We start from the raw sequence: 18,890 nt of genomic DNA, 5'->3' as shown, positions 1-18,890 counted from the left end.
CCGTCATCGCAAGGACGGGGCGGAAGGTTTATTCCATTCACCGCAGAGTTTTCCTAAAGCGGGTCGATGTCGCCTTGGGCACGCTGGCTATGAAAATTAGCCTGCCAGGCGTCAAATGTCCCCGCCGCAATCGCGTCGCGCATACCCGCCATGATTTCCTGGAAATAATGCAGGTTATGCCATGTCAGCAGCATCCCCGAGATCATTTCCTGACTACGGAACACATGGTGCAGATAGGCGCGGCTGTAGTTTGAACACGCCGGGCATGTGCAGGCTTCGTCCAGCGGACGCGGGTCATCGGCGTGGCGTGCGTTCTTGATGTTCACAACGCCGTGACGCGTGAACACCTGCCCCGTCCGGCCAGAGCGTGAGGGCAATACGCAGTCCATCATATCAATCCCGCGGGCCACGGCCCCGACGATATCATCCGGCTTGCCCACCCCCATCAGATAGCGCGGCCGATCCACGGGCAGCATATCGGTGGCGAAGTCGAGACAGCCGAACATCGCCTCTTGCCCCTCACCCACGGCAAGGCCGCCCACAGCGTAGCCGTCAAAGCCCACGTCGATCAGCGCCTTGGCACTTTCCTCGCGGAAGTCACGTTCCAGACCGCCCTGCTGGATACCAAAGAGCGCATGGCCCGGACGGTCGCCAAAAGCCTCGCGGCTGCGCTTGGCCCACCGCATCGACATCCGCATCGACTCCGCGATCCGCGCGCGATCCGCAGGCAGCGCGGGACATTCGTCAAAGCACATGACGATATCGGAGCCGAGCAGCTTTTGAATCTCCATCGACCGTTCGGGGGTCAGTTCGTGTTTCGACCCGTCCACATGGCTTTTGAAGGTCACGCCCTTTTCCGTCAGCTTGCGCAGCCCTGACAGGCTCATCACCTGAAACCCGCCGGAATCGGTGAGGATCGGCTTGTCCCAGTTCATGAACTTGTGCAGCCCGCCCAAACGGTCGATCCGTTCGGCAGTGGGGCGCAGCATCAGATGATAGGTATTGCCCAGCAGGATGTCCGCACCGGTTGCGGCGACGCTTTCGGGCATCATCGCCTTGACCGTGGCAGCCGTGCCCACAGGCATGAAGGCCGGCGTGCGAATATCGCCCCGCGGGGTAGAGATAACACCGGTACGCGCCGCACCATCGCGGGCCTGAAGATCGAACGAGAATTTTTTCATGACTGCGGCTATAAGATGTCCCCCGCATAGGCGCAATCGCGCAGTTTAGCCGCGCGTTCCACAAGGCTGTCATGGAAGCACCGTAAATCTGCGCTATGTCCAGCCGGAACCGCCGGGGCGCTGCCCCGGACCCCGGGATTTATGCCATTTGGAAGCCCGTGTCGTGGCTTGAGTAGACGCGGGCGACCTGCTAGGCGGCGGGAGATTTAGCTGTGCCGGAGTGCGTGACATGCAAGAATTGACGTTTGGCTGGGAAGAATGGGTCGCCCTTCCCGAATTGGGGCTTCCCGCGATCAAGGCAAAGATCGACACCGGCGCGCGCACATCAGCGCTGCATGCCCATGACATCGAAGTCTTTGGCCCCGCGTCCAAGCCCAAGGTCCGGTTCAACGTGCATCCTGTGGCCGGCAACGAAGACATCACCATCACCTGCTCCGCGCCCATCATTGACCGGCGCGAGGTCACCTCGTCGAATGGCGAGGCAGAGCTGCGCTATGTCATCTCGACCAAGATGGATGTCGCAGGCCAAAGCTGGCCCATTGACGTGACCCTGACCAACCGTGCGGGCATGACCAGCCGCATGTTGCTGGGCCGTCAGGCGCTGACAGATCACATCACCATCTCGCCCACCGAGAAACGGTTGCAACCGGATCTGAGCTATGACGTCTACCATACCGCCGCTGTGCGCCACCGCGCGCCCAAACGCGCGTTGCGGGTCGCCGTGCTGAGCCGTGAAGCCAGCAACTATTCCACCTCGCGTCTGGTCGAAGTCGGCGAGGCCCGTGGCCATACTGTCGAAGTGATCGACACCACCCGCTGCTATATGGCGATCAACGCCATGGCCCCCGAAGTGCATTACGATGGCAAACGTCTGCCGCGCTATGACGCGGTGATCCCGCGGATCGGCGCCTCGGTCACGCCCTATGGCTGCGCGGTGATCCGGCAGTTCGAAACCATCGGGACCTACTGCGTCAACGGCTCTGCCGGTATCCTGTCGAGCCGCGACAAGCTGCATGCGCATCAGGTCTTGGCGTCGAAAAAAATCGGCATGCCGACCACCGCTTTTGCTGCCTCGCCCAAGGACACGTCGAACCTCATGGCGCTGGTAGGCACCGCGCCGCTGATCGTGAAACTGCTGGAATCCACCCAAGGCAAAGGTGTGGTGTTGGCCGAGACCAAGAAGGCCGCGGAATCCGTGATTGATGCCTTCCGCGGGCTCAAAGCAAACTTTCTTGTGCAGGATTTCGTCAAGGAAGCCGCGGGCGAGGATCTGCGCTGTCTTGTGGTGGATGGCAAGGTCGTGGCCGCGATGAAGCGCACCGGCGCGGATGGCGATTTCCGCTCCAACCTGCACCGCGGCGGCACCGCTCAGGTCGTGCGCATCACCAAGGTTGAACGCGACACCGCCCTGCGTGCGGCACGGGCCTTTGGTTTGGGCACTGCCGGTGTGGATCTGCTGCGGTCGGACAGCGGGCCAAAGGTGCTTGAGGTCAACAGCTCTCCCGGGTTCGAAGGGATCGAGAAAGCCACCGGCAAGGATATCGTCGGCATGGTCTATGATATGATCGAAGCGCGGGTAAAGCCGCAGCCGGTGCGCAAGCGCAAAGCGTAGCTTCCGCACTGGATCGCGGGTCCGCCCTCTGGACGGTGCCCGCTGCAATCCCTATATAAACGATAAGAAAAAGGAGCGAGGCCCTGATGACCGACAGCACACAACCTCTTGAAGGCACCCCTCTGATTGCGCCCTCGTCAACGGATCATCCGCTGTACGAGCAGATCACCGAAGCCTGCCGCACCGTCTATGACCCTGAGATTCCAGTGAATATCTATGAGCTGGGGTTAATCTACACGATCGACATCAACGCGGAAAACGAGGTCAACATCAAGATGTCCCTCACCGCGCCCGGCTGCCCCGTCGCAGGCGAGATGCCCGGCTGGGTCGCCGATGCGGTCGAACCCCTGCCCGGCGTGAAAACCGTTGATGTGGAACTGGTCTGGGAGCCACCATGGGGCATGGATATGATGTCTGACGAAGCCCGTCTTGAACTGGGCTTCATGTAAGCCGATAGGCTGAAACCGGGGCGCATTTCACGTCCCGGTTGATTTTACATGAGTTTCACGCAATGGTCGCATCATTGTAACATAGGGTAGCCACACCGCTGCCAGATGATTTTATTTGGAGCGATCATGCGACTAACTACTGCCCTTACAGCTTTGGCTTTGGCCCCCACCGCGCTGCTGGCCGACGCCCACAGCACCCCCGTCCCTGTCGAATACGGTGCCCGTCCTGCCTATCTGGTGGACAAGCTTCCCGATGGCGACCTCAAGGACAAGCTGGCGTCCTGCATGGGCCAGACCGCGTCCAAATCCGATTTCTCCATCGGGCACCGCGGCGCGCCGCTGATGTTCCCTGAGCATACCGTTCAGTCAAACGTTGCCGCCGCCCGTCAGGGTGCAGGCATTCTGGAATGCGACGTGACCTTTACCGCGGATCACGAACTGGTCTGCCGTCATGCGCAAAACGATCTGCACACCACCACCAATATCCTCGTCTCCGATCTGGCCGAGAAATGCACCACCGGCTTCACCGCGGCTGCGGGCGAAGAAGGTGCCAGCGCGGAATGCCGCACCTCGGACATCACCTTGGCAGAGTTCCGCACCCTGACGCCCAAGATGGACAGCGCCGACGCCACCGCCACCACCGCCGAAGACTATCAGGGCGGCGTGGCTAGCTTCCGCACCCAGCTGTACAGCGACGGTGCCGATCTGATGACCCACGCGGAATCGATCGAGCTGTTCAAATCCCTCGGCGCGAAATTCACCCCCGAGCTCAAGTCCCCTTCGGTCGAGATGCCCCATGACGGCTTCAGCCAGGAAGACTATGCGCAGAAGATGATCGACGAATACAAAGCCGCGGGCATCCCTGCCTCGGACGTTTGGGCGCAGTCGTTCAACCTGGATGACGTGCTGTACTGGATCAAGGCAGAGCCCGAGTTCGGCAAACAGGCCGTCTATCTCGTGGAATGGAGCGAAGGTTTCGACGAACAGGACCCCAGCACCTGGACACAGGATTTTGCCCAGCTGAAAGAGCAAGGCGTGCAATATCTGGCCCCGTCGCTGAACATGCTGCTGACCAACAAAGACGGCGCTCTGGCCGCCTCTGACTATGCCAAGAAAGCCAGCGAAGCCGGTTTGAACCTGATCGCCTGGACGCTCGAACGCTCCGGTCCGCTGTCCACGGGCGGTGGCTGGTATTTCCAATCCGTTGGCGACATCATCACCGACGACAGCGACTATCTGGTCGCGCTGGACGTGCTGGCACAGGACGCTGGCGTCAAGGGGGTCTTCTCTGACTGGCCCGCGACCGTCACCTACTATGCCAACTGCATGGGTCTGTAACCTACGGGGTTTGATCCGGCGCAATCGCGCGTGACGACATGGGCCGTCCCTTCGGGGGCGGCCTTTCGCTATTGTGCATCCCCCCGCTTGAGAAACCCCGCCAAAGCCCTTATCTTGTCGGTAACAGGAGTATTCAGCATGTTCGCAATCCCAGGCAAGCAAGCCGTCACCATCACCCCCAAAGCTGCCAATCAGATCACCAAGCTGATGACGTCCGCCGGCCATGCCGGTCTGCGCATCGGCATCAAGAAGGGTGGGTGCGCCGGCATGGAATATACGATGGAGTATGTGAACGAGGCCGACGCCAATGACGAGGTCGTCGAACAGGACGGCGCGCGCGTGATGATCGCGCCAATGGCGCAGATGTTCCTTTTCGGCACCGAGATCGATTATGAAACCTCGCTGCTGGAATCCGGCTTCAAGTTCCGCAATCCCAATGTGACCGAAGCCTGCGGCTGCGGCGAATCCATCAAATTCGGCTAACGGTATCGCGCCGCGCTGGCGGGGCGTGACCGCAGCTTGCCGTTGCCCTGTCGGGGTGGCGCTGGTATCCCTTTGAAAAACCACATGAAGGATATGCATATGCGCCGCAAGCTTGCCGCTGGAAACTGGAAGATGAACGGCACGCTGGCCGGTCTGGACATGTTGGCCGATGTGGCCGCTGCAATGGACAGCACCCGTGCAGAGGCGGTGATCTGCCCGCCCGCCCCCTACCTTCTGCCAGCGGTCACGAAAGCCCAAGGCACCCCCGTTGGCATCGGCGCGCAGGATTGCCACGCAGAGCCGAAAGGTGCCTTCACTGGCGACATCTCGGCCTCGATGATCAAGGAGGTCGGCGCGACCTATGTGATCATCGGCCATTCCGAGCGCCGCGATGCCTATGGCGAAACGGATGCCGATGTCTCGGCCAAGGCGCGCGCCGCTTGGGACGCGGGGCTGACCGCCATCATCTGCATCGGCGAAAGCGAGGCGGATCGCAGCGCGGGCACCACCCTGGATGTCATCGCCGAACAGCTTGCAGGCTCCCTGCCCGACGGCTGCACCGGCGAGAATACCGTCGTCGCGTATGAACCCATCTGGGCGATTGGCACCGGTAAAATCCCGACGCTTGACCAGATCGTCGAGGTGCATGACTTCATCCGCGCAACACTGGCCGAACGCTTTGGCACGGATGTCAGCGATGCGCTGCGGCTGCTGTATGGCGGCTCGGTCAAACCGGACAACGCGGCAGAGATCTTCAAAGTCGATAACGTGGACGGTGCCCTGATCGGCGGGGCGAGCCTTAGGGCCGCTGATTTCGTCCCGATCTTTCAGGCGCTCGCTGCCACCTGATCTTCATTTTGCTAAATAAACTCATGGCATGACATACACAAAAGGCGGCGCATCCGATCGGGTGCGCCGCCTTTTTCGTTTCTCTCGTAATGTCTCGCCCTAGCGGGTGATGATCTCCGGCCCCATCATCAGGGTCGGCAGCCAGGTCGAAATGACCGGGATATAAGTCACCATCAGCAGGAAGATGAACAGCACCACGGTGAAGGGCAGCGCGGCCTTGACCACATTCATCATCGGCATATTCGCCACGCCCGAGGTCACAAAGAGGTTCAGACCCACTGGCGGGGTGATCATCCCGATTTCCATATTCACCACCATGATGATCCCCAGGTGGATCGGGTCGATGCCAAGTTCAATCGCGATGGGGAAGACCAACGGGGCGACGATGATCAACAGGCCCGACGGCTCCATGAACTGCCCGCCAATCAGCAAGATCACGTTGACGATGACCAGGAACATGATCGGCCCGAAGCCGGCGCTCAGCATCGCGGCAGAGATCTGCTGCGGGATCTGCTCGTCGGTCAGCACGTGCTTGAGGATCAGCGCGTTGGCGATGATGAACATCAAGGTGACGGTCAGCTTGCCGGCCTCGAACAGCGTATCGCGGGTATCTCGGTGGAAGAAGACAGTGACCAGCGCCAAGGGCTTGCGCATCAGCGACAGGTTGCGCCCCTCGCCTTCGACGTGCAGCGGGCCCATATCGCGATAGACAAAGGCCGCAATGAAGAAGGCATAGACAGCGGCCACCGCAGCGGCTTCGGTCGGGGTAAAGATACCGCCATAGATACCGCCAAGGATGATCACGATCAGCATCAGCCCCCAGCCCGCTTCACGCCCCGAAGCAAAGACCTCGCCCCAGCCGCGCCATTCGCCCTGTGGCAGCTTCTTGACCCGCGCCATGATATAGATGGTCAGCATCAGCATGGTGCCCGCCATCAGACCGGGGATAACGCCCGCAAGGAACATCCGGCCCACAGAGACATCCGTGGCAGAGGCATAGACAACCATCACGATGGACGGCGGGATCAGGATGCCGAGGGTGCCCGCGTTGGCGATGACACCGGCGGCGAATTCCTTGGTGTAGCCCGTTTCCCGCATCCCCGCGATCACGATGGACCCGATGGCAACCACTGTCGCAGGCGATGATCCCGATAGGGCGGCGAACAGCATACAGGCAAAGACACCCGCAATCGCCAGACCACCCGGAAAATGTCCGACCAGCGCGATAGAGAAACGGATGATCCGCTTGGCCACACCGCCCGTCGACATGAAGGACGACGCCAGCACGAAGAACGGGATCGCCAACAGCGTATAGTGCCCCGCCATCGCCTGAAGGAAGGTCTGCGCGATGGACGCAAGCGAGCTGTCGGACAGCACCAGCAGAAAGACGATCGACGAGAAGCCAAGGCTGACGGCAATCGGAACGCCCAGCAACATCAGCCCGACGATCATGGTAAATAGGATAAGGACTTCCATGCGCTCAGGACTCCGCGTTCATGTGTTTGACGGCTTCGATATCATCTTCGGCCTCGTGACTGACGATCAGCGCTGTGGCCTGTCCGGTAAAGACACGCACACCGGCTTGGATGAAACGGAACAACAGCAGCGCCATGCCGAAGGGCAGCATGAAATAGGGGATGAACCGTGGCAGTTTGCCGTAGGTTTCGCCCTCGTTCATGATCGGCTCGATAAAGCGCAGCCAATCCGGCATGGGGATATCGACGGTTTCATACCACGCCTGATCGCGGCTATCTGCAAAGCCTGTGGGGAACCAGCGGCCCGTGGTGGCGTCCAGCCCCGCGAAGGGGGCCCAGTAATCCCACGCGCCTTTCATCAGCAAGGCCCCGTAGACCACGCAGATCGCTGCCGCAACCAGCGCGAGCACACGGCGTTTGGGCAGCGAAAACAGGTTCACGACCGCGTCCACCCCCAGATGCGCCGTGACCTTGACCGCATAGCTCATGCCAAACAGCACCAGCCAGGCGAAGAGGAAGGTCACCGCTTCAAGCCCCCAGATAATGCCGGTGTTGAAACCATAGCGCAGGACGACGTTGATAAAGGTGATAAGCGTCATCAGACCAAGGATGATGGCAATCGCCGTTTCCTCAAGCTCGTTGACAATGCGCCCGAGCGCAGAATGAGATTGAACACCATGTGACATGGGAATGCTCCGCTGTGAGAGGAGAGTGGATCAGGCCCGCACGCCGCGGGGCATGTCGGGGCCTAACGCAAGTGATATGCCCCGTCCGTCGCCAGACGGGGCAGAACAGGGTTTAGTGCTTGGCGTTGATCGCTTGGGCTTCGTCGATGTTTTCCTGACCAACGTCTGCGGTGAACTCTTCCCAGACGGGCTTCATCGCGGTGACCCAGGCTTCGCGCTGCGCGTCGTCCAGTTCACGGACCACACCACCGGCATCGATGATCGCCTGTTTGGCTTCGGCGTTCACTTTGGACGATTCCGCGTTGCGGGTGTCGGTCACTTCCTGAACGATGGTCGCCAGTTGGTCACGCACATCGGCGTCCAGGCTGTCCCACCAGTCGGTGGAGGTCACGAGCATGTAGTCCAGAACACCGTGGTTGGTTTCGGTTGTCCCGTCCTGCACCTCAAAGAACTTCTGGCCATAGATGTTGGACCAGGTGTTTTCCTGACCGTCGACAACGCCGGTTTGCAGCGCGCCGTAAACTTCCGAGAAGGCCATCGGCTGGGGCGATGCGCCCATTGCCGCCATCTGGGCCTTCAGCACGTCAGAGTTCTGGACGCGGAATTTCAGACCATTGGCATCCGACGGCACGTTCAGCGGCTTGTTCGCCGACATCTGCTTCATGCCATTGTGCCAGAACGCCAGACCCAGCAGGCCACGGCGCGTCATGGATTCTTTCATCGCAACACCGGTTTCGGAGTTCTGGAACTCGTCTACAGCGTTGATGTCCTTGAACATGAAGGGCAGATCGAAAATGCGGAATTGCTTGGTGAACTGCTCGAACTTCGACAGCGACGGCGCGGCCATCTGAACGTCGCCTTGCAGCAGCGCCTCAAGAACCTGGTCATCGTTGTACAGCGTGGAGTTCGGGAACACTTCCATGCAGGCTTTGCCGTTCATCTCGTCATTGACGCGCTGTTCCAGCAAGGAAGCGGCGATGCCTTTGGGGTGACGGTCTGTGTTGGTCACGTGGCTCAGCTTGATGACGACTTCGCCATCGTCGCACGCCGCGGCAACAGCACCGGCGCTTACGGAAAGGGTCATAGCCACCAGAGTGGTTGTCAGGAATTTCATGTGATGTCTCCTCCCAGAGAACTGTTTTTCAAGTCTCGGCATCCGGTCGTTCCAAATGCGGTGGCGTTACTAGAGCGTTATTTCGCCGTCCTCACAAGGAAGAGAGGTTGAAAGATCAAGATCGCGTTAAACATATTACTTATCAAAGCGTTGGTGCATTTAGTTAAGGTTATATACCAACGCGCTGCATGCTGCCTGTGCGGATAACCGCACAGCGTGCAGCGCAGTTGTGCGAAAATCCGCACAGGCTAGCTGCGAAAGTCCTCGGGCCGAATCCCGTAGCGGGCCAGCTTGTCATAAAAGGTCTTGCGCGGCAGTTTCAGCGCCTGCGCCGCCGCACTCGCCTGCCCCTCGGCACGGCGCAAGGCCGCGCGCAGCAGGGATTGTTCCACCTGTGCCATCTGGTCCGCCAGCCCGAGGTTCGCATCCGGCGTCACCTCGTCCGAGACCCCCATGACAAAGCGCATCGCCTCTGACATCAGCGCGCGCGCGTTGCCGGGCCAGTCCCGCGCCATCAGCCCCGCGATCATTTGCGGCGTCACTTCGGGGGGCTGCACGCCCGACTGCTCTGCCGCCTGATCGACGTAGCGGCGGAACATCGTGGCGATATCCTCGGGGCGTTCGGCCAGCGACGGGATGCGCACGGTCATGACCTCGAGCCGGTAATAGAGATCCGCGTGGAACTGCCCTTCGGCCACCAAAGACTGTAGCTCCCGCGCACTGCCCGCAATGAGACGCACATCCGGCACCTGCTCAAGCGCTTCGATCAGGCTCAGCTGGGTCTGCGCGGGAAGCTGCGCGACCTCGTCCAGAAACAGGCACCCGCCCGAGGCGGCGTGCAGCGCATCGGTCACATCATCGGGACTAAGCCCCGCGGCAGCACGTTTGACGAAGGGCCCTTTGGAGCGGCGCGAGGATAGGTGGATCACCTCTGCCACTTTCGAAATACCAGACCCCGACGGGCCGGTGACCAGCACCTCGGCATTGGCCTGCGCCACGCGCCGCACCTTGTCGCGCAGCCGTTCTGACAGATCCGACGACCCGAAAATCATCCGCGCCGCCGGATCGCCAGTTTCCACGATATGCAGCAGCCGACGGTTTTCCAACACCAGCGCGCGGGTTTTCAGTGCGCGTTCGATCACAGTGACCAGCGCGGCGGGGGCGCAGGGTTTTTCAAGGAAATCAAAGGCCCCAGCCTCCATCGCGCGCACGGCCATGGGGATGTCGCCTTCGCCTGTCAGCAGGATCACCGGCAGATCGGGGTCCTGCTCATGGGCATAGGCCAGCAGGTGAAACCCGTCGCGCCCGGGCATGCGCATGTCCGACAGGATGATGCCATCGAACCGTTCGGTAATCCTATCCTTGGCAGCCACGAACGACCCCGCGGCGACAACATCAATATCGGCAAGCTCCAGCGTCTGAGCCAGCGCCTCGCGGACAGAGGCATCGTCATCGACCAAAAGAACGGTTCTGCTCATGCCTGCCCCTCCTCGCCCGTATCGGCGCGTTCCAGCGTGACAGAGAACATCGCACCGCCCGCGTCAAGGTTGGTGCCACGGATCCTCCCGCCAAAGCTTTGCACAATCCCATAGCTGATCGACAGCCCCAGCCCCATGCCCCCCATCGCACCCTCGGCACCGCCGCCTACGGATTTAGTCGTGTAGAACGGGTCGAACACCTTGTCCGGCATCTCGATCCCCGGACCCGTGTCGCGGAACTGCACCCGCACGGGGTCGGCGGGATCGATTGTGATGCTCAGACGTTTGGTGTCGCTGCTGCTCATGGCATCGACGGCGTTGGTGATGAGGTTTACAAAGACCTGCCCCAAGCGCACCTCGCCCCCGCGCACCCAGACGGGGGCATTGGCGGGCTGGTAGTCAAGGGTCACGCCTGCGTCGCGCAGATAGCTTTGGGTCAGCTCCACCGCGCTGGCGACCACGCGGGTCACATCGACGCGGGTCTGCGGCACGCTTTCTTGCCGCGCAAAGGCCCGCAGGTTCTGGATGATCCGCGCCATCCGGTCGGCCATCTGCGAGATGCGGGTCAGGTTTTCAGCCGTCCTGTCGGGGCGGTCACGCTCAAGGAACTGCACCGCGTTTTCCGCAAAGGACCGGATCGCCATCAGCGGCTGGTTCAGCTCGTGGCTGATGCCCGCCGACATCTGGCCAAGCGCCGACAGCTTGCCCGCCTGCACCAGATCCGCCTGCGCGCGGCGCAGGGCGGCCTGCGCCTCTTCCCGCTCGGTCGCTTCGCGGCGCAATTCGGTGTTGCTGGCGTTCAGGGCGGCGGTGCGTTTGGCGACCTGCCGCTCAAGCGCCGCATTCGCCTCTGACAGGGCGCGGCGGCGCTCGGTCGCGAGAAACAGCAGCGCGCCAAAGGCAAGGCAAAGCGCTGCCACCGCCGCCGCCTGTGCCCGTGCCAAACGTTGCGCGCCCTCGATATCCAGCAGCACCTCGCCCGTCATCCCCACCACCGGCAAGGCGCGGGTCAGATGCAAGGCGGCGTCGGGCAGATACGGCCCCCAGCCCATATGCCAGATCTCGTGGCCGCGCACGTCAGACACCGCGAAATCCAACGCCGCACCATCCGGCGGCACCAGCCCCTGCGCCGCACGGGGACGCGCCCAGAACAGCAGCTCTGACCGGTTTGCGATCTGGACGACCCCGTCGGTGTCGGTGAAGAACGCCGCCGGATTGCTGCCGCGCCAGTCATAATCGATGCCGTTCAGATCAGTCGACACCACAACGGCGCCGCGCACCTGCCCGTCGGGCGCGAATACAGGGGCGGCGTGGAAATAGGCGCGGTCGGTCAAGGGCGCGGCGGGGCCGTGCCCCCAGCCAAGCGCACCGCGCAAGGCCCGCTGGACAAAGCGTTGATCCGCCCGTGGCACCCGCACCGCTTCCGCGCCAAGTGCCGCGACGATCACATCGCCGGATCGGTCAAGCACCTGCACATCCAGCGCCGTGGTCTTATCCGCGACCTCTTGCAAAAACGCCTGTGCCTCGACCGCCGGACGCCGGTCCAGCACCTGTGCCACCTGCGGGTGATCCGCCAGAAACACCGCCAGATCACGGTATCGCTGCAACTGCCCGACCAGACGGTCGCTGACCAGCGACAGATCCGCCTGCCCCCGCGCGCGAAGCTGATCCAGCCCTTGCAAGTAGGCATAGCGCCAGACCCCGCCGGAGAGGACCGACACGGTGATCAGAAACAGCACAAAGGTCGCGACGCGGCGGCGCATTCCGGAGGTCATGGCGTTATTTGGCACAGACCCGCTTGCAAAGACCAGAGCCGCAGCTATTGCTAGGCCCCATGAAAACACTGAACCTTTCCCCGCTTGATCCCGACTTCGTCCAAAACCCCTATGCTGCCTACACGCGCGCACGTGCGCAGGGCCCCGTGCTGTTCTGGCAAGACTACGGGATGATGGCCGCTTTTGATGCGGCGACGGTGCAGGCCTTGCTGCGTGACCGCCGTTTGGGCCGCGAGACCCCTGCCGACCAGCGCAAGCCCACCCCCGATCACATGCGCGACTTCTATGCGGTGGAAGACCAATCGATGCTCGAGCTAGAGCCGCCAACCCACACCCGTCTGCGCGGGTTGGTGCTGCGTGCCTTTACCTCGCGCCGGATTGCCGGTCTCGCCCCCGAGATCGAAGAGATCGCCCAAGCCCTGCTGGCCGACCTGCCCAAGGGCGAGGCCTTTGACCTGATCCCCGCTTTTTGCACCCAGCTGCCCGTGCGCATCATCGCGCGGCTGCTTGGCGTCCCCGAGGATATGTGGCCCGACCTGCTGCGCTGGTCCAATGATATGGTCGCCGTCTACCAGATCGGCCGGACCCGCGCGACCGAAGAGGCCGCCAATACCGCCGCCGCCGATTTCACCGCCTTCCTGCGCCGCTATGTCAATGAGCGTCGCCAAGACCCGCGTGACGACCTGATCACCCAGTTGATCGCCGCCGAAGAAGACGGCGAAAAACTGAGCACGGATGCGCTGATCGGCACGTGTATCCTGCTGCTGAACGCAGGGCACGAGGCGACGGTACACGCGCTTGGCAACGGGATCGCCTGCTTGCTCGAAAATAACACGCCCGCCAGCGCCCTCGCCCCCGATGCGATCAACGCCACCGTTGAAGAGATCCTGCGCTACGACCCGCCCCTGCATGTCTTTGAACGTTTCGCCTACGAGGATATCGAACTGGGCGATGTCATGCTGGAAAAGGGCCGCAAAATTGCACTGGTGCTGGGGGCCGCGGGCCGCGATCCCGCGCTTTACGACCAGCCCGATGTGTTCGACCCGACCCGTCCGGCCAAGGCCCACGCGGCCTTTGGCGGTGGTTTGCATTTCTGCGTCGGCGCGCCGCTGGCCCGGCTGGAAATGCAGATCGCGTTGCGTGCGCTTTTTGACCATGCGCCGAACCTGCAATTGGCCGAAGCACCGCGCTTTGCCAATACCTACCATTTCCACAAGCTGGAACGGTTGATGGTGACGATCTAAGTCGCGCCTCCCCGCAACACGGCGTTACAGCGGCAGCATCGTGGTAGATTTGATCTCTTCCATCGACAGCAGCGCTGTGACGTTGTGCACGCGGACCTCAGAAATCAGCGCCTGATAAAAGGCATCATAGGCGCGGGCGTTCTTGACGCGGACCTTCAGGATATAGTCGATGTCCCCCGCCAGCCGATGCGCCTCTTGCACTTCGGGACGGTTTTTCAGCGCCTTGAGGAACGCCGCCTGCCAGTCGGCCTCGTGGGACGACGTACGGATCAACACGAAGAAACACGCCTCGAAGCCAAGCGCCTCTGCATCCAGCACAACCGTATGCTGCCCGATCACCCCTGCCTCGCGAAGTTTACGAATCCGGTTCCACACAGGGGTCTTGGAACTGCCGACCTCGCGCGCGATATCGTCCAATGACTGGCTGGCATCACGTTGTAACTGCGCTAGAATTTTCCGGTCCACGTCATCGATCCGAACGTCCATTCTGCTTTTCCTTCACTCTGTGGTCTGTTGTTCTGTTTGCGCGGCTGAATGGAACGTGCGTCCTTATATCCCCAGACACCTAGCGCCTTATTGGAATTATTTCCTATATAGAGCTCAAGCTAAGCGCAAGGACCGAACCACATGGATCATTTCCCAATCTACCTGTCCACCAAGGGCCAGCGCATCGTCTTGTCAGGCGGTGGCGAAGCGGCTTTGGCCAAGCTGCGCCTGCTGCTCAAGACCGAAGCCAAGATCAGCGTCTTCGCCTCGACCCCCGCGCCCGAGATCGCGGCATGGGCCGATGCGGGTCGTCTGACGCTGCACACCCGCGCCCTGCGGCACGGCGATGTGCTGTGTGCGAAACTCTTCTACGCTGCCGATGAAGACGAAACCGAAGACGCCCGCACCGCCGCGATTGCGCGTGCCGAAGGGGCCTTGGTCAATATCGTCGACAATCTGCACGACAGCGCCTTTATCACCCCCGCCATCGTCGACCGTGACCCCGTGACCATCGCCATCGGCACCGAAGGCGCGGCCCCCGTGCTGGCCCGTGCGATCAAGGCCGATCTGGAAGAACGCCTGCCCACAACGCTGGGAACGCTGGCGCGGATCGGTAAGGGTTTCCGCAAGATGGCCGACGCCCTGCCCTTTGGCCGCCCGCGCCGCGACTTCTGGCGTGACTATTACTTTGCCGCCGGCCCCCGCGCCGTAGCGGATGGCAAGGCCGCCGTCGAAAACGCGCTGAACACGCTGCTGTTCGACCACCAGTCCCGCGCCGCACGCGCCGGTCACATCGCTTTTGTCGGCGGCGGCCCCGGTGACCCCGAACTGCTGACCCTCAAGGCGCGCCGCGCATTGGACGAGGCCGATGTGGTGATTTACGACCGGCTGATCAGCCCCGAAATCCTCGAACTCGCCCGCCGCGAGGCGCTGATGATCGACGTGGGCAAGGAAGGCTTCGGCCCCTCCACCGCGCAGGAAACCATCAACGATCTGCTGGTCGAACACGCACAAGCGGGGGCCCAGGTGGTCCGTCTGAAATCCGGCGACGCCACCATCTTTGGCCGCCTTGACGAAGAGATCGACGCCGTGGATGCCCATGGCATCGGCTGGCACATCGTGCCGGGGATCACCTCCGCCTCTGCCGCCGTCGCGACCATCGGGCAAAGCCTGACGAAACGCGGGCGCAACGCCTCTGTCCGGTTCCTGACCGGCCATGACATGAAAGGGTTCGCCGATCATGATTGGGCCGCTTTGGCCCGCCCGGGCGAGGTCGCCGCGATCTATATGGGCAAGAAATCCGCGCGGTTCATCCAAGGCCGCCTGCTGATGCACGGGGCCGATCGCAGCACGCCTGTCACGCTGGTCGAAAACGCCTCGCGCGCGGATCAGCGGATTGTTGAGACCACGCTGGACCGTCTACCCACCGACCTGAACGCGGCCAATCTGACCGGCCCCGCCCTGACTTTCTATGGGCTGGCACCCCGTGCCGCCGCCCGCGCCACCACCGAATTGTTTCAAGAGGAGATGGCATAATGGCCAAGCCCTTCACCCCCAAAGTCGTCACCGCCAATGCCTTGCTGGAAGGCGACGTGATCTACCAGACCGCCACCGGCTGGACCCGCAAACTCGAGGAGGCCGAAGTCCTGACCGACGAGGCCGTCGCCGATGTGCGTCTGATCGATGCGATCCAGCAAGCTGACCTGACCGTCGGGGCCTATCTGGCCGATGTCGACACCAGCACAGACACACCCAAGCCATCGCATTTCCGCGAAGCATTCCGCGCCAAGGGTCCAAGCAACTACACCCACGGCAAGCAGGAGGTTCAATAATGTACAGCTACACCGAATTTGACGATGCCTTCATCGCCGAACGCAACGCACAGTTCCGCGCACAGGTCGAACGCCGCATCGATGGCTCCCTGACCGAGGATGAATTCAAGCCTCTGCGCCTGATGAACGGGCTCTATCTGCAGCTGCATGCCTATATGCTGCGGGTCGCGATCCCCTATGGCACGCTCAGCAGCCGCCAGATGCACAAGCTGGCCGATATCGCTGCCAAATGGGATAAGGGCTACGGCCATTTTACCACGCGCCAGAACATCCAGTACAACTGGCCCCAGCTGCGTGATGTCCCCGATATGCTGGACGCGCTGGCCGAAGTGAACATGCACGCCATCCAGACCAGCGGCAACACCATCCGCAACGTGACCGCCGACCATTTCGCCGGTGCCGCCGCGGATGAAATCGCCGATCCGCGCCCTGTGGCCGAACTGATCCGCCAGTGGTCCACCGACCACCCCGAATTCCAGTTCCTGCCACGCAAGTTCAAGGTCGCTGTCTCTGGCGCGCCCCATGACCGTGCGGTGATCAAGGCCCATGATATCGGCCTGCAAATCGTCGAGAAAGACGGCGAGATCGGCTATCAAGTCATCGTCGGCGGCGGCCTTGGCCGGACCCCGATGATCGGCAAGGTGCTTTACGACTTCGTCAGTTCCGAAGATCTGCTGCCCACGCTCGAGGCCATTGTCTCGGTCTATAACCTGTTGGGCCGGCGCGATAATAAGTACAAAGCGCGAATCAAGATCACCGTGCATGAGAACGGCATCGACGACATCCGCGCACGGGTGGACGCCCGCTATGCGTTGATCCGTCCGCAGTTCACCGGCGTCGACCAGCAGATGCTGTCGCGGATCGAGGCGGATTTCGCCAGCCCGACGTTCAAGACCGCCCCGACGGACGCCTATACTGCGTCCTATGACAGCGATCCCGTGTTCAAAAGCTGGGCCGACACCAACCTGACCGACCACCGCGATCCGTCCTACGCGATCGTGTCGATCAGCCTCAAGGCCCATGGCAAGACCCCGGGCGACGCCACCGCCGAGCAGATGCACCGTATGGCCGAGCTGGCGGCCGAATACGGCCATGACGAACTGCGCATCAGCCACGAGCAGAACGTGATCCTGCCCCATGTGCACCGCGGCGACCTGCCCGCCTTGCACGCGGCGTTGAAAGAGGTCGGCCTTGCCACGGCCAATATCGGCCTGATCAGCGATATCATCGCCTGCCCCGGCATGGACTACTGCGCGCTAGCGACAGCCCGCTCGATCCCGATTGCCCAGGAAATCGCGACCCGCTTTGACGAGCTGAAGCTGGAACACGATGTCGGTCCGCTCAAGATCAAGATCTCGGGCTGCATCAATGCCTGCGGCCACCACCACGTGGGCCACATCGGGATTCTCGGGCTCGACCGCGCCGGTGTCGAAAACTACCAGATCACTCTGGGCGGTGACGGCACCGAAAACGCCGCCATCGGAGAGCGCGCCGGTCCGGGCTTTTCCGCCGACGACATTATTCCGGCGATTGAACGGTTGGTAAAAGGTTACCTCGACCTGCGTAGCGACGCGGGCGAGACCTTCTTGCAAACCTATCGTCGCCTCGGTCTTGCCCCGTTCAAGGCCGTCCTCTACCCGGAAGCACAAGCCAATGCCGCGTGATCAATTGACACTTCCAAATGGGGAAAAAATCCTCCCCGAAGGGCCGGACCGCGTCGCAGCGCTGACCCGTCAGGTGGAAAAGCTGAACGATGGCCTGCGCCATCACAGCGCCACCGACGTGCTGCGTGCCGCGATCGACAACGTGCCCAATCTGGCGCTTGTCTCAAGCTTCGGGGCGGAATCCGTCGCCTTGTTGCACCTTGCCTCTATGGTGAAACGCGATCTGCCGGTGTTGTTCATCGACACAGAGATGCTCTTTGCTGAAACGCTGGTCTATCAGCAAGAGCTGAGCGAACGGTTGGGGCTGCGCAATGTGCAGACAATCCGGGCGCAGGACGTGGCAGAGAAAGACCCCGACGGGACGCTGCATCTGCGCGACCCGGACGCCTGCTGTGCCTTCCGCAAGACCGTGCCCCTGCAGCACGCGCTAGAGGGATTCGACGGTTGGATCACGGGGCGCAAGCGGTTCCAGTCCGGCACCCGCGCCAGCCTGCCGTTCTTCGAGGTCGAAACCCCCGCCGATGCGCCTGCGCGGATCAAGGTGAACCCGCTGGCCCATTGGCAGGCCTCAGACGTGTCGGATTATATCGACGAGAACCGCCTGCCCCGGCACCCGCTGGTGGCCCAAGGCTACCCCAGCATCGGCTGCGCCCCCTGCACCACCAAGGTAAAACCGGGCGAAGACCCCCGCGCCGGCCGCTGGAGAAACATTGAAAAAGAAGAATGCGGCATCCATTTTGTCGATGGCAAGATGGTCCGCACAGGAGCAAAGACATGACACAGTTGATCAATGATCAGGGGTTTGTGGCGGATGATTTCGCCACGCCCTACGCCCCCTTCGATGCTGCTGAAGGCGTAGAGGCGGGTGCGACCGCCCTTGACGTCCCCTCTGACGTGCAGCCGGAAACGATCCCTGTGGATGGTGCGATCTCGATGATCCGCGTGGCCTTCCCCAGCTCGGCCGACGGGCGTGGCTTTACCATCGCGCGCCAACTGCGTCTGCGTGGCTACACCGGGCGGCTGCGGGCGCATGGTCATGTGATTGCGGACCAATACGCCATGGCGCGCCGGTCGGGCTTTGACGAGGTCGAGATCCCCGATGATCTGGCCGCGCGTCAACCGCAGGACCAATGGCTGGCCCGTGCAAACTGGCAAGAGCATAATTATCAGGCGCGTCTGCGCGGCTGATCGGGGTTTTCGCCCCAAGATGCTTTCCCTGCCCCC

The 18,890-nt window shown here is 62.0% G+C and carries 18 protein-coding genes; 11 read left to right on the top strand and 7 right to left on the bottom strand.

Features of this window, described 5'->3' with window-relative positions; genetic code table 11:
• Positions 1-53: 53 nt before the first annotated feature.
• The gene (gene tgt / locus EE36_RS13275; RefSeq protein WP_005853046.1) at positions 54-1,181 is read right to left on the bottom strand and encodes a tRNA guanosine(34) transglycosylase Tgt; all 1,128 of its coding nucleotides are present in this window, start codon (positions 1,179-1,181) and stop codon (positions 54-56) included.
• A gap of 229 nt (positions 1,182-1,410) precedes the next feature.
• On the opposite strand from tgt, the gene rimK reads away from it, so the two are divergent.
• The 5 genes from rimK to tpiA all read left to right on the top strand — a co-directional run bounded on the left by rimK (position 1,411) and on the right by tpiA (position 5,912).
• Positions 1,411-2,793: a 30S ribosomal protein S6--L-glutamate ligase gene (gene rimK, locus EE36_RS13270; protein ID WP_005853045.1), complete on the top strand. Its 1,383-nt coding sequence runs from the start codon at positions 1,411-1,413 to the stop codon at positions 2,791-2,793.
• An 86-nt stretch (positions 2,794-2,879) separates the two neighbouring features.
• Positions 2,880-3,242 carry an SUF system Fe-S cluster assembly protein gene (locus EE36_RS13265; protein ID WP_005853043.1) on the top strand — a complete coding sequence of 121 codons (363 nt, stop codon included), beginning with the start codon at positions 2,880-2,882 and terminating at the stop codon, positions 3,240-3,242.
• A gap of 126 nt (positions 3,243-3,368) precedes the next feature.
• The gene (locus EE36_RS13260; protein WP_184582287.1) at positions 3,369-4,580 is read left to right on the top strand and encodes a glycerophosphodiester phosphodiesterase family protein; all 1,212 of its coding nucleotides are present in this window, start codon (positions 3,369-3,371) and stop codon (positions 4,578-4,580) included.
• A gap of 138 nt (positions 4,581-4,718) precedes the next feature.
• A complete protein-coding gene (locus tag EE36_RS13255; RefSeq protein ID WP_005853040.1) occupies positions 4,719-5,063 on the top strand; it encodes an iron-sulfur cluster assembly accessory protein in 345 nt (114 codons plus the stop codon).
• A 99-nt stretch (positions 5,064-5,162) separates the two neighbouring features.
• Entirely contained in the window at positions 5,163-5,912 is a 750-nt protein-coding gene (tpiA, locus tag EE36_RS13250) for a triose-phosphate isomerase (RefSeq protein WP_005853038.1), read from the top strand.
• Between the two features lie 99 nt (positions 5,913-6,011).
• On the opposite strand, the gene EE36_RS13245 is transcribed toward tpiA, so the two are convergent.
• The 5 genes from EE36_RS13245 to EE36_RS13225 all read right to left on the bottom strand — a co-directional run bounded on the left by EE36_RS13245 (position 6,012) and on the right by EE36_RS13225 (position 12,428).
• Positions 6,012-7,388: a TRAP transporter large permease gene (locus EE36_RS13245; protein ID WP_005853037.1), complete on the bottom strand. Its 1,377-nt coding sequence runs from the start codon at positions 7,386-7,388 to the stop codon at positions 6,012-6,014.
• Between the two features lie 4 nt (positions 7,389-7,392).
• Positions 7,393-8,073, bottom strand: a complete 681-nt coding sequence (locus EE36_RS13240) for a TRAP transporter small permease (protein ID WP_005853035.1) — start codon at positions 8,071-8,073, stop codon at positions 7,393-7,395.
• 112 nt (positions 8,074-8,185) lie between these two features.
• Positions 8,186-9,187, bottom strand: a complete 1,002-nt coding sequence (locus tag EE36_RS13235; protein ID WP_005853033.1) for a DctP family TRAP transporter solute-binding subunit — start codon at positions 9,185-9,187, stop codon at positions 8,186-8,188.
• 248 nt (positions 9,188-9,435) lie between these two features.
• Positions 9,436-10,665 carry a sigma-54 dependent transcriptional regulator gene (locus EE36_RS13230; RefSeq protein WP_005853032.1) on the bottom strand — a complete coding sequence of 410 codons (1,230 nt, stop codon included), beginning with the start codon at positions 10,663-10,665 and terminating at the stop codon, positions 9,436-9,438.
• The gene (locus tag EE36_RS13225; RefSeq protein WP_005853029.1) at positions 10,662-12,428 is read right to left on the bottom strand and encodes an ATP-binding protein; all 1,767 of its coding nucleotides are present in this window, start codon (positions 12,426-12,428) and stop codon (positions 10,662-10,664) included. The genes EE36_RS13230 and EE36_RS13225 overlap by 4 nt, the downstream gene beginning before the upstream one ends.
• Positions 12,429-12,499: 71 nt before the next feature.
• On the opposite strand from EE36_RS13225, the gene EE36_RS13220 reads away from it, so the two are divergent.
• Positions 12,500-13,684 carry a cytochrome P450 gene (locus EE36_RS13220; protein ID WP_005853028.1) on the top strand — a complete coding sequence of 395 codons (1,185 nt, stop codon included), beginning with the start codon at positions 12,500-12,502 and terminating at the stop codon, positions 13,682-13,684.
• Positions 13,685-13,708: 24 nt separating this feature from the next.
• Here EE36_RS13220 and EE36_RS13215 read toward each other — a convergent pair whose 3' ends face one another.
• Entirely contained in the window at positions 13,709-14,170 is a 462-nt protein-coding gene (locus EE36_RS13215) for an Lrp/AsnC family transcriptional regulator (protein WP_005853026.1), read from the bottom strand.
• 141 nt (positions 14,171-14,311) lie between these two features.
• Between EE36_RS13215 and cysG the strand changes: the two genes are divergently transcribed.
• The 5 genes from cysG to EE36_RS13190 are packed head-to-tail and all read left to right on the top strand — an operon-like array spanning position 14,312 to position 18,854.
• Positions 14,312-15,706: a siroheme synthase CysG gene (cysG, locus tag EE36_RS13210; RefSeq protein ID WP_005853024.1), complete on the top strand. Its 1,395-nt coding sequence runs from the start codon at positions 14,312-14,314 to the stop codon at positions 15,704-15,706.
• Positions 15,706-16,002, top strand: coding sequence for a DUF2849 domain-containing protein (locus tag EE36_RS13205; protein WP_005853022.1), 297 nt, complete (start codon positions 15,706-15,708; stop codon positions 16,000-16,002). Before cysG ends, EE36_RS13205 begins: the two co-directional genes overlap by 1 nt.
• The gene (locus EE36_RS13200) at positions 16,002-17,666 is read left to right on the top strand and encodes a nitrite/sulfite reductase (RefSeq protein WP_005853021.1); all 1,665 of its coding nucleotides are present in this window, start codon (positions 16,002-16,004) and stop codon (positions 17,664-17,666) included. The genes EE36_RS13205 and EE36_RS13200 overlap by 1 nt, the downstream gene beginning before the upstream one ends.
• Positions 17,656-18,444, top strand: a complete 789-nt coding sequence (locus tag EE36_RS13195) for a phosphoadenylyl-sulfate reductase (RefSeq protein WP_005853020.1) — start codon at positions 17,656-17,658, stop codon at positions 18,442-18,444. The genes EE36_RS13200 and EE36_RS13195 overlap by 11 nt, the downstream gene beginning before the upstream one ends.
• Positions 18,441-18,854, top strand: a complete 414-nt coding sequence (locus EE36_RS13190) for a DUF934 domain-containing protein (protein ID WP_005853018.1) — start codon at positions 18,441-18,443, stop codon at positions 18,852-18,854. Before EE36_RS13195 ends, EE36_RS13190 begins: the two co-directional genes overlap by 4 nt.
• Positions 18,855-18,890 lie beyond the last annotated feature (36 nt).

The sequence above is a fragment of the Sulfitobacter sp. EE-36 genome, assembly GCF_000152605.1.
Classification (GTDB): domain Bacteria; phylum Pseudomonadota; class Alphaproteobacteria; order Rhodobacterales; family Rhodobacteraceae; genus Sulfitobacter; species Sulfitobacter pontiacus.
Note: the sequence above shows the minus strand (reverse complement) of the source record. Positions and strands in the feature narration are given on the sequence as shown.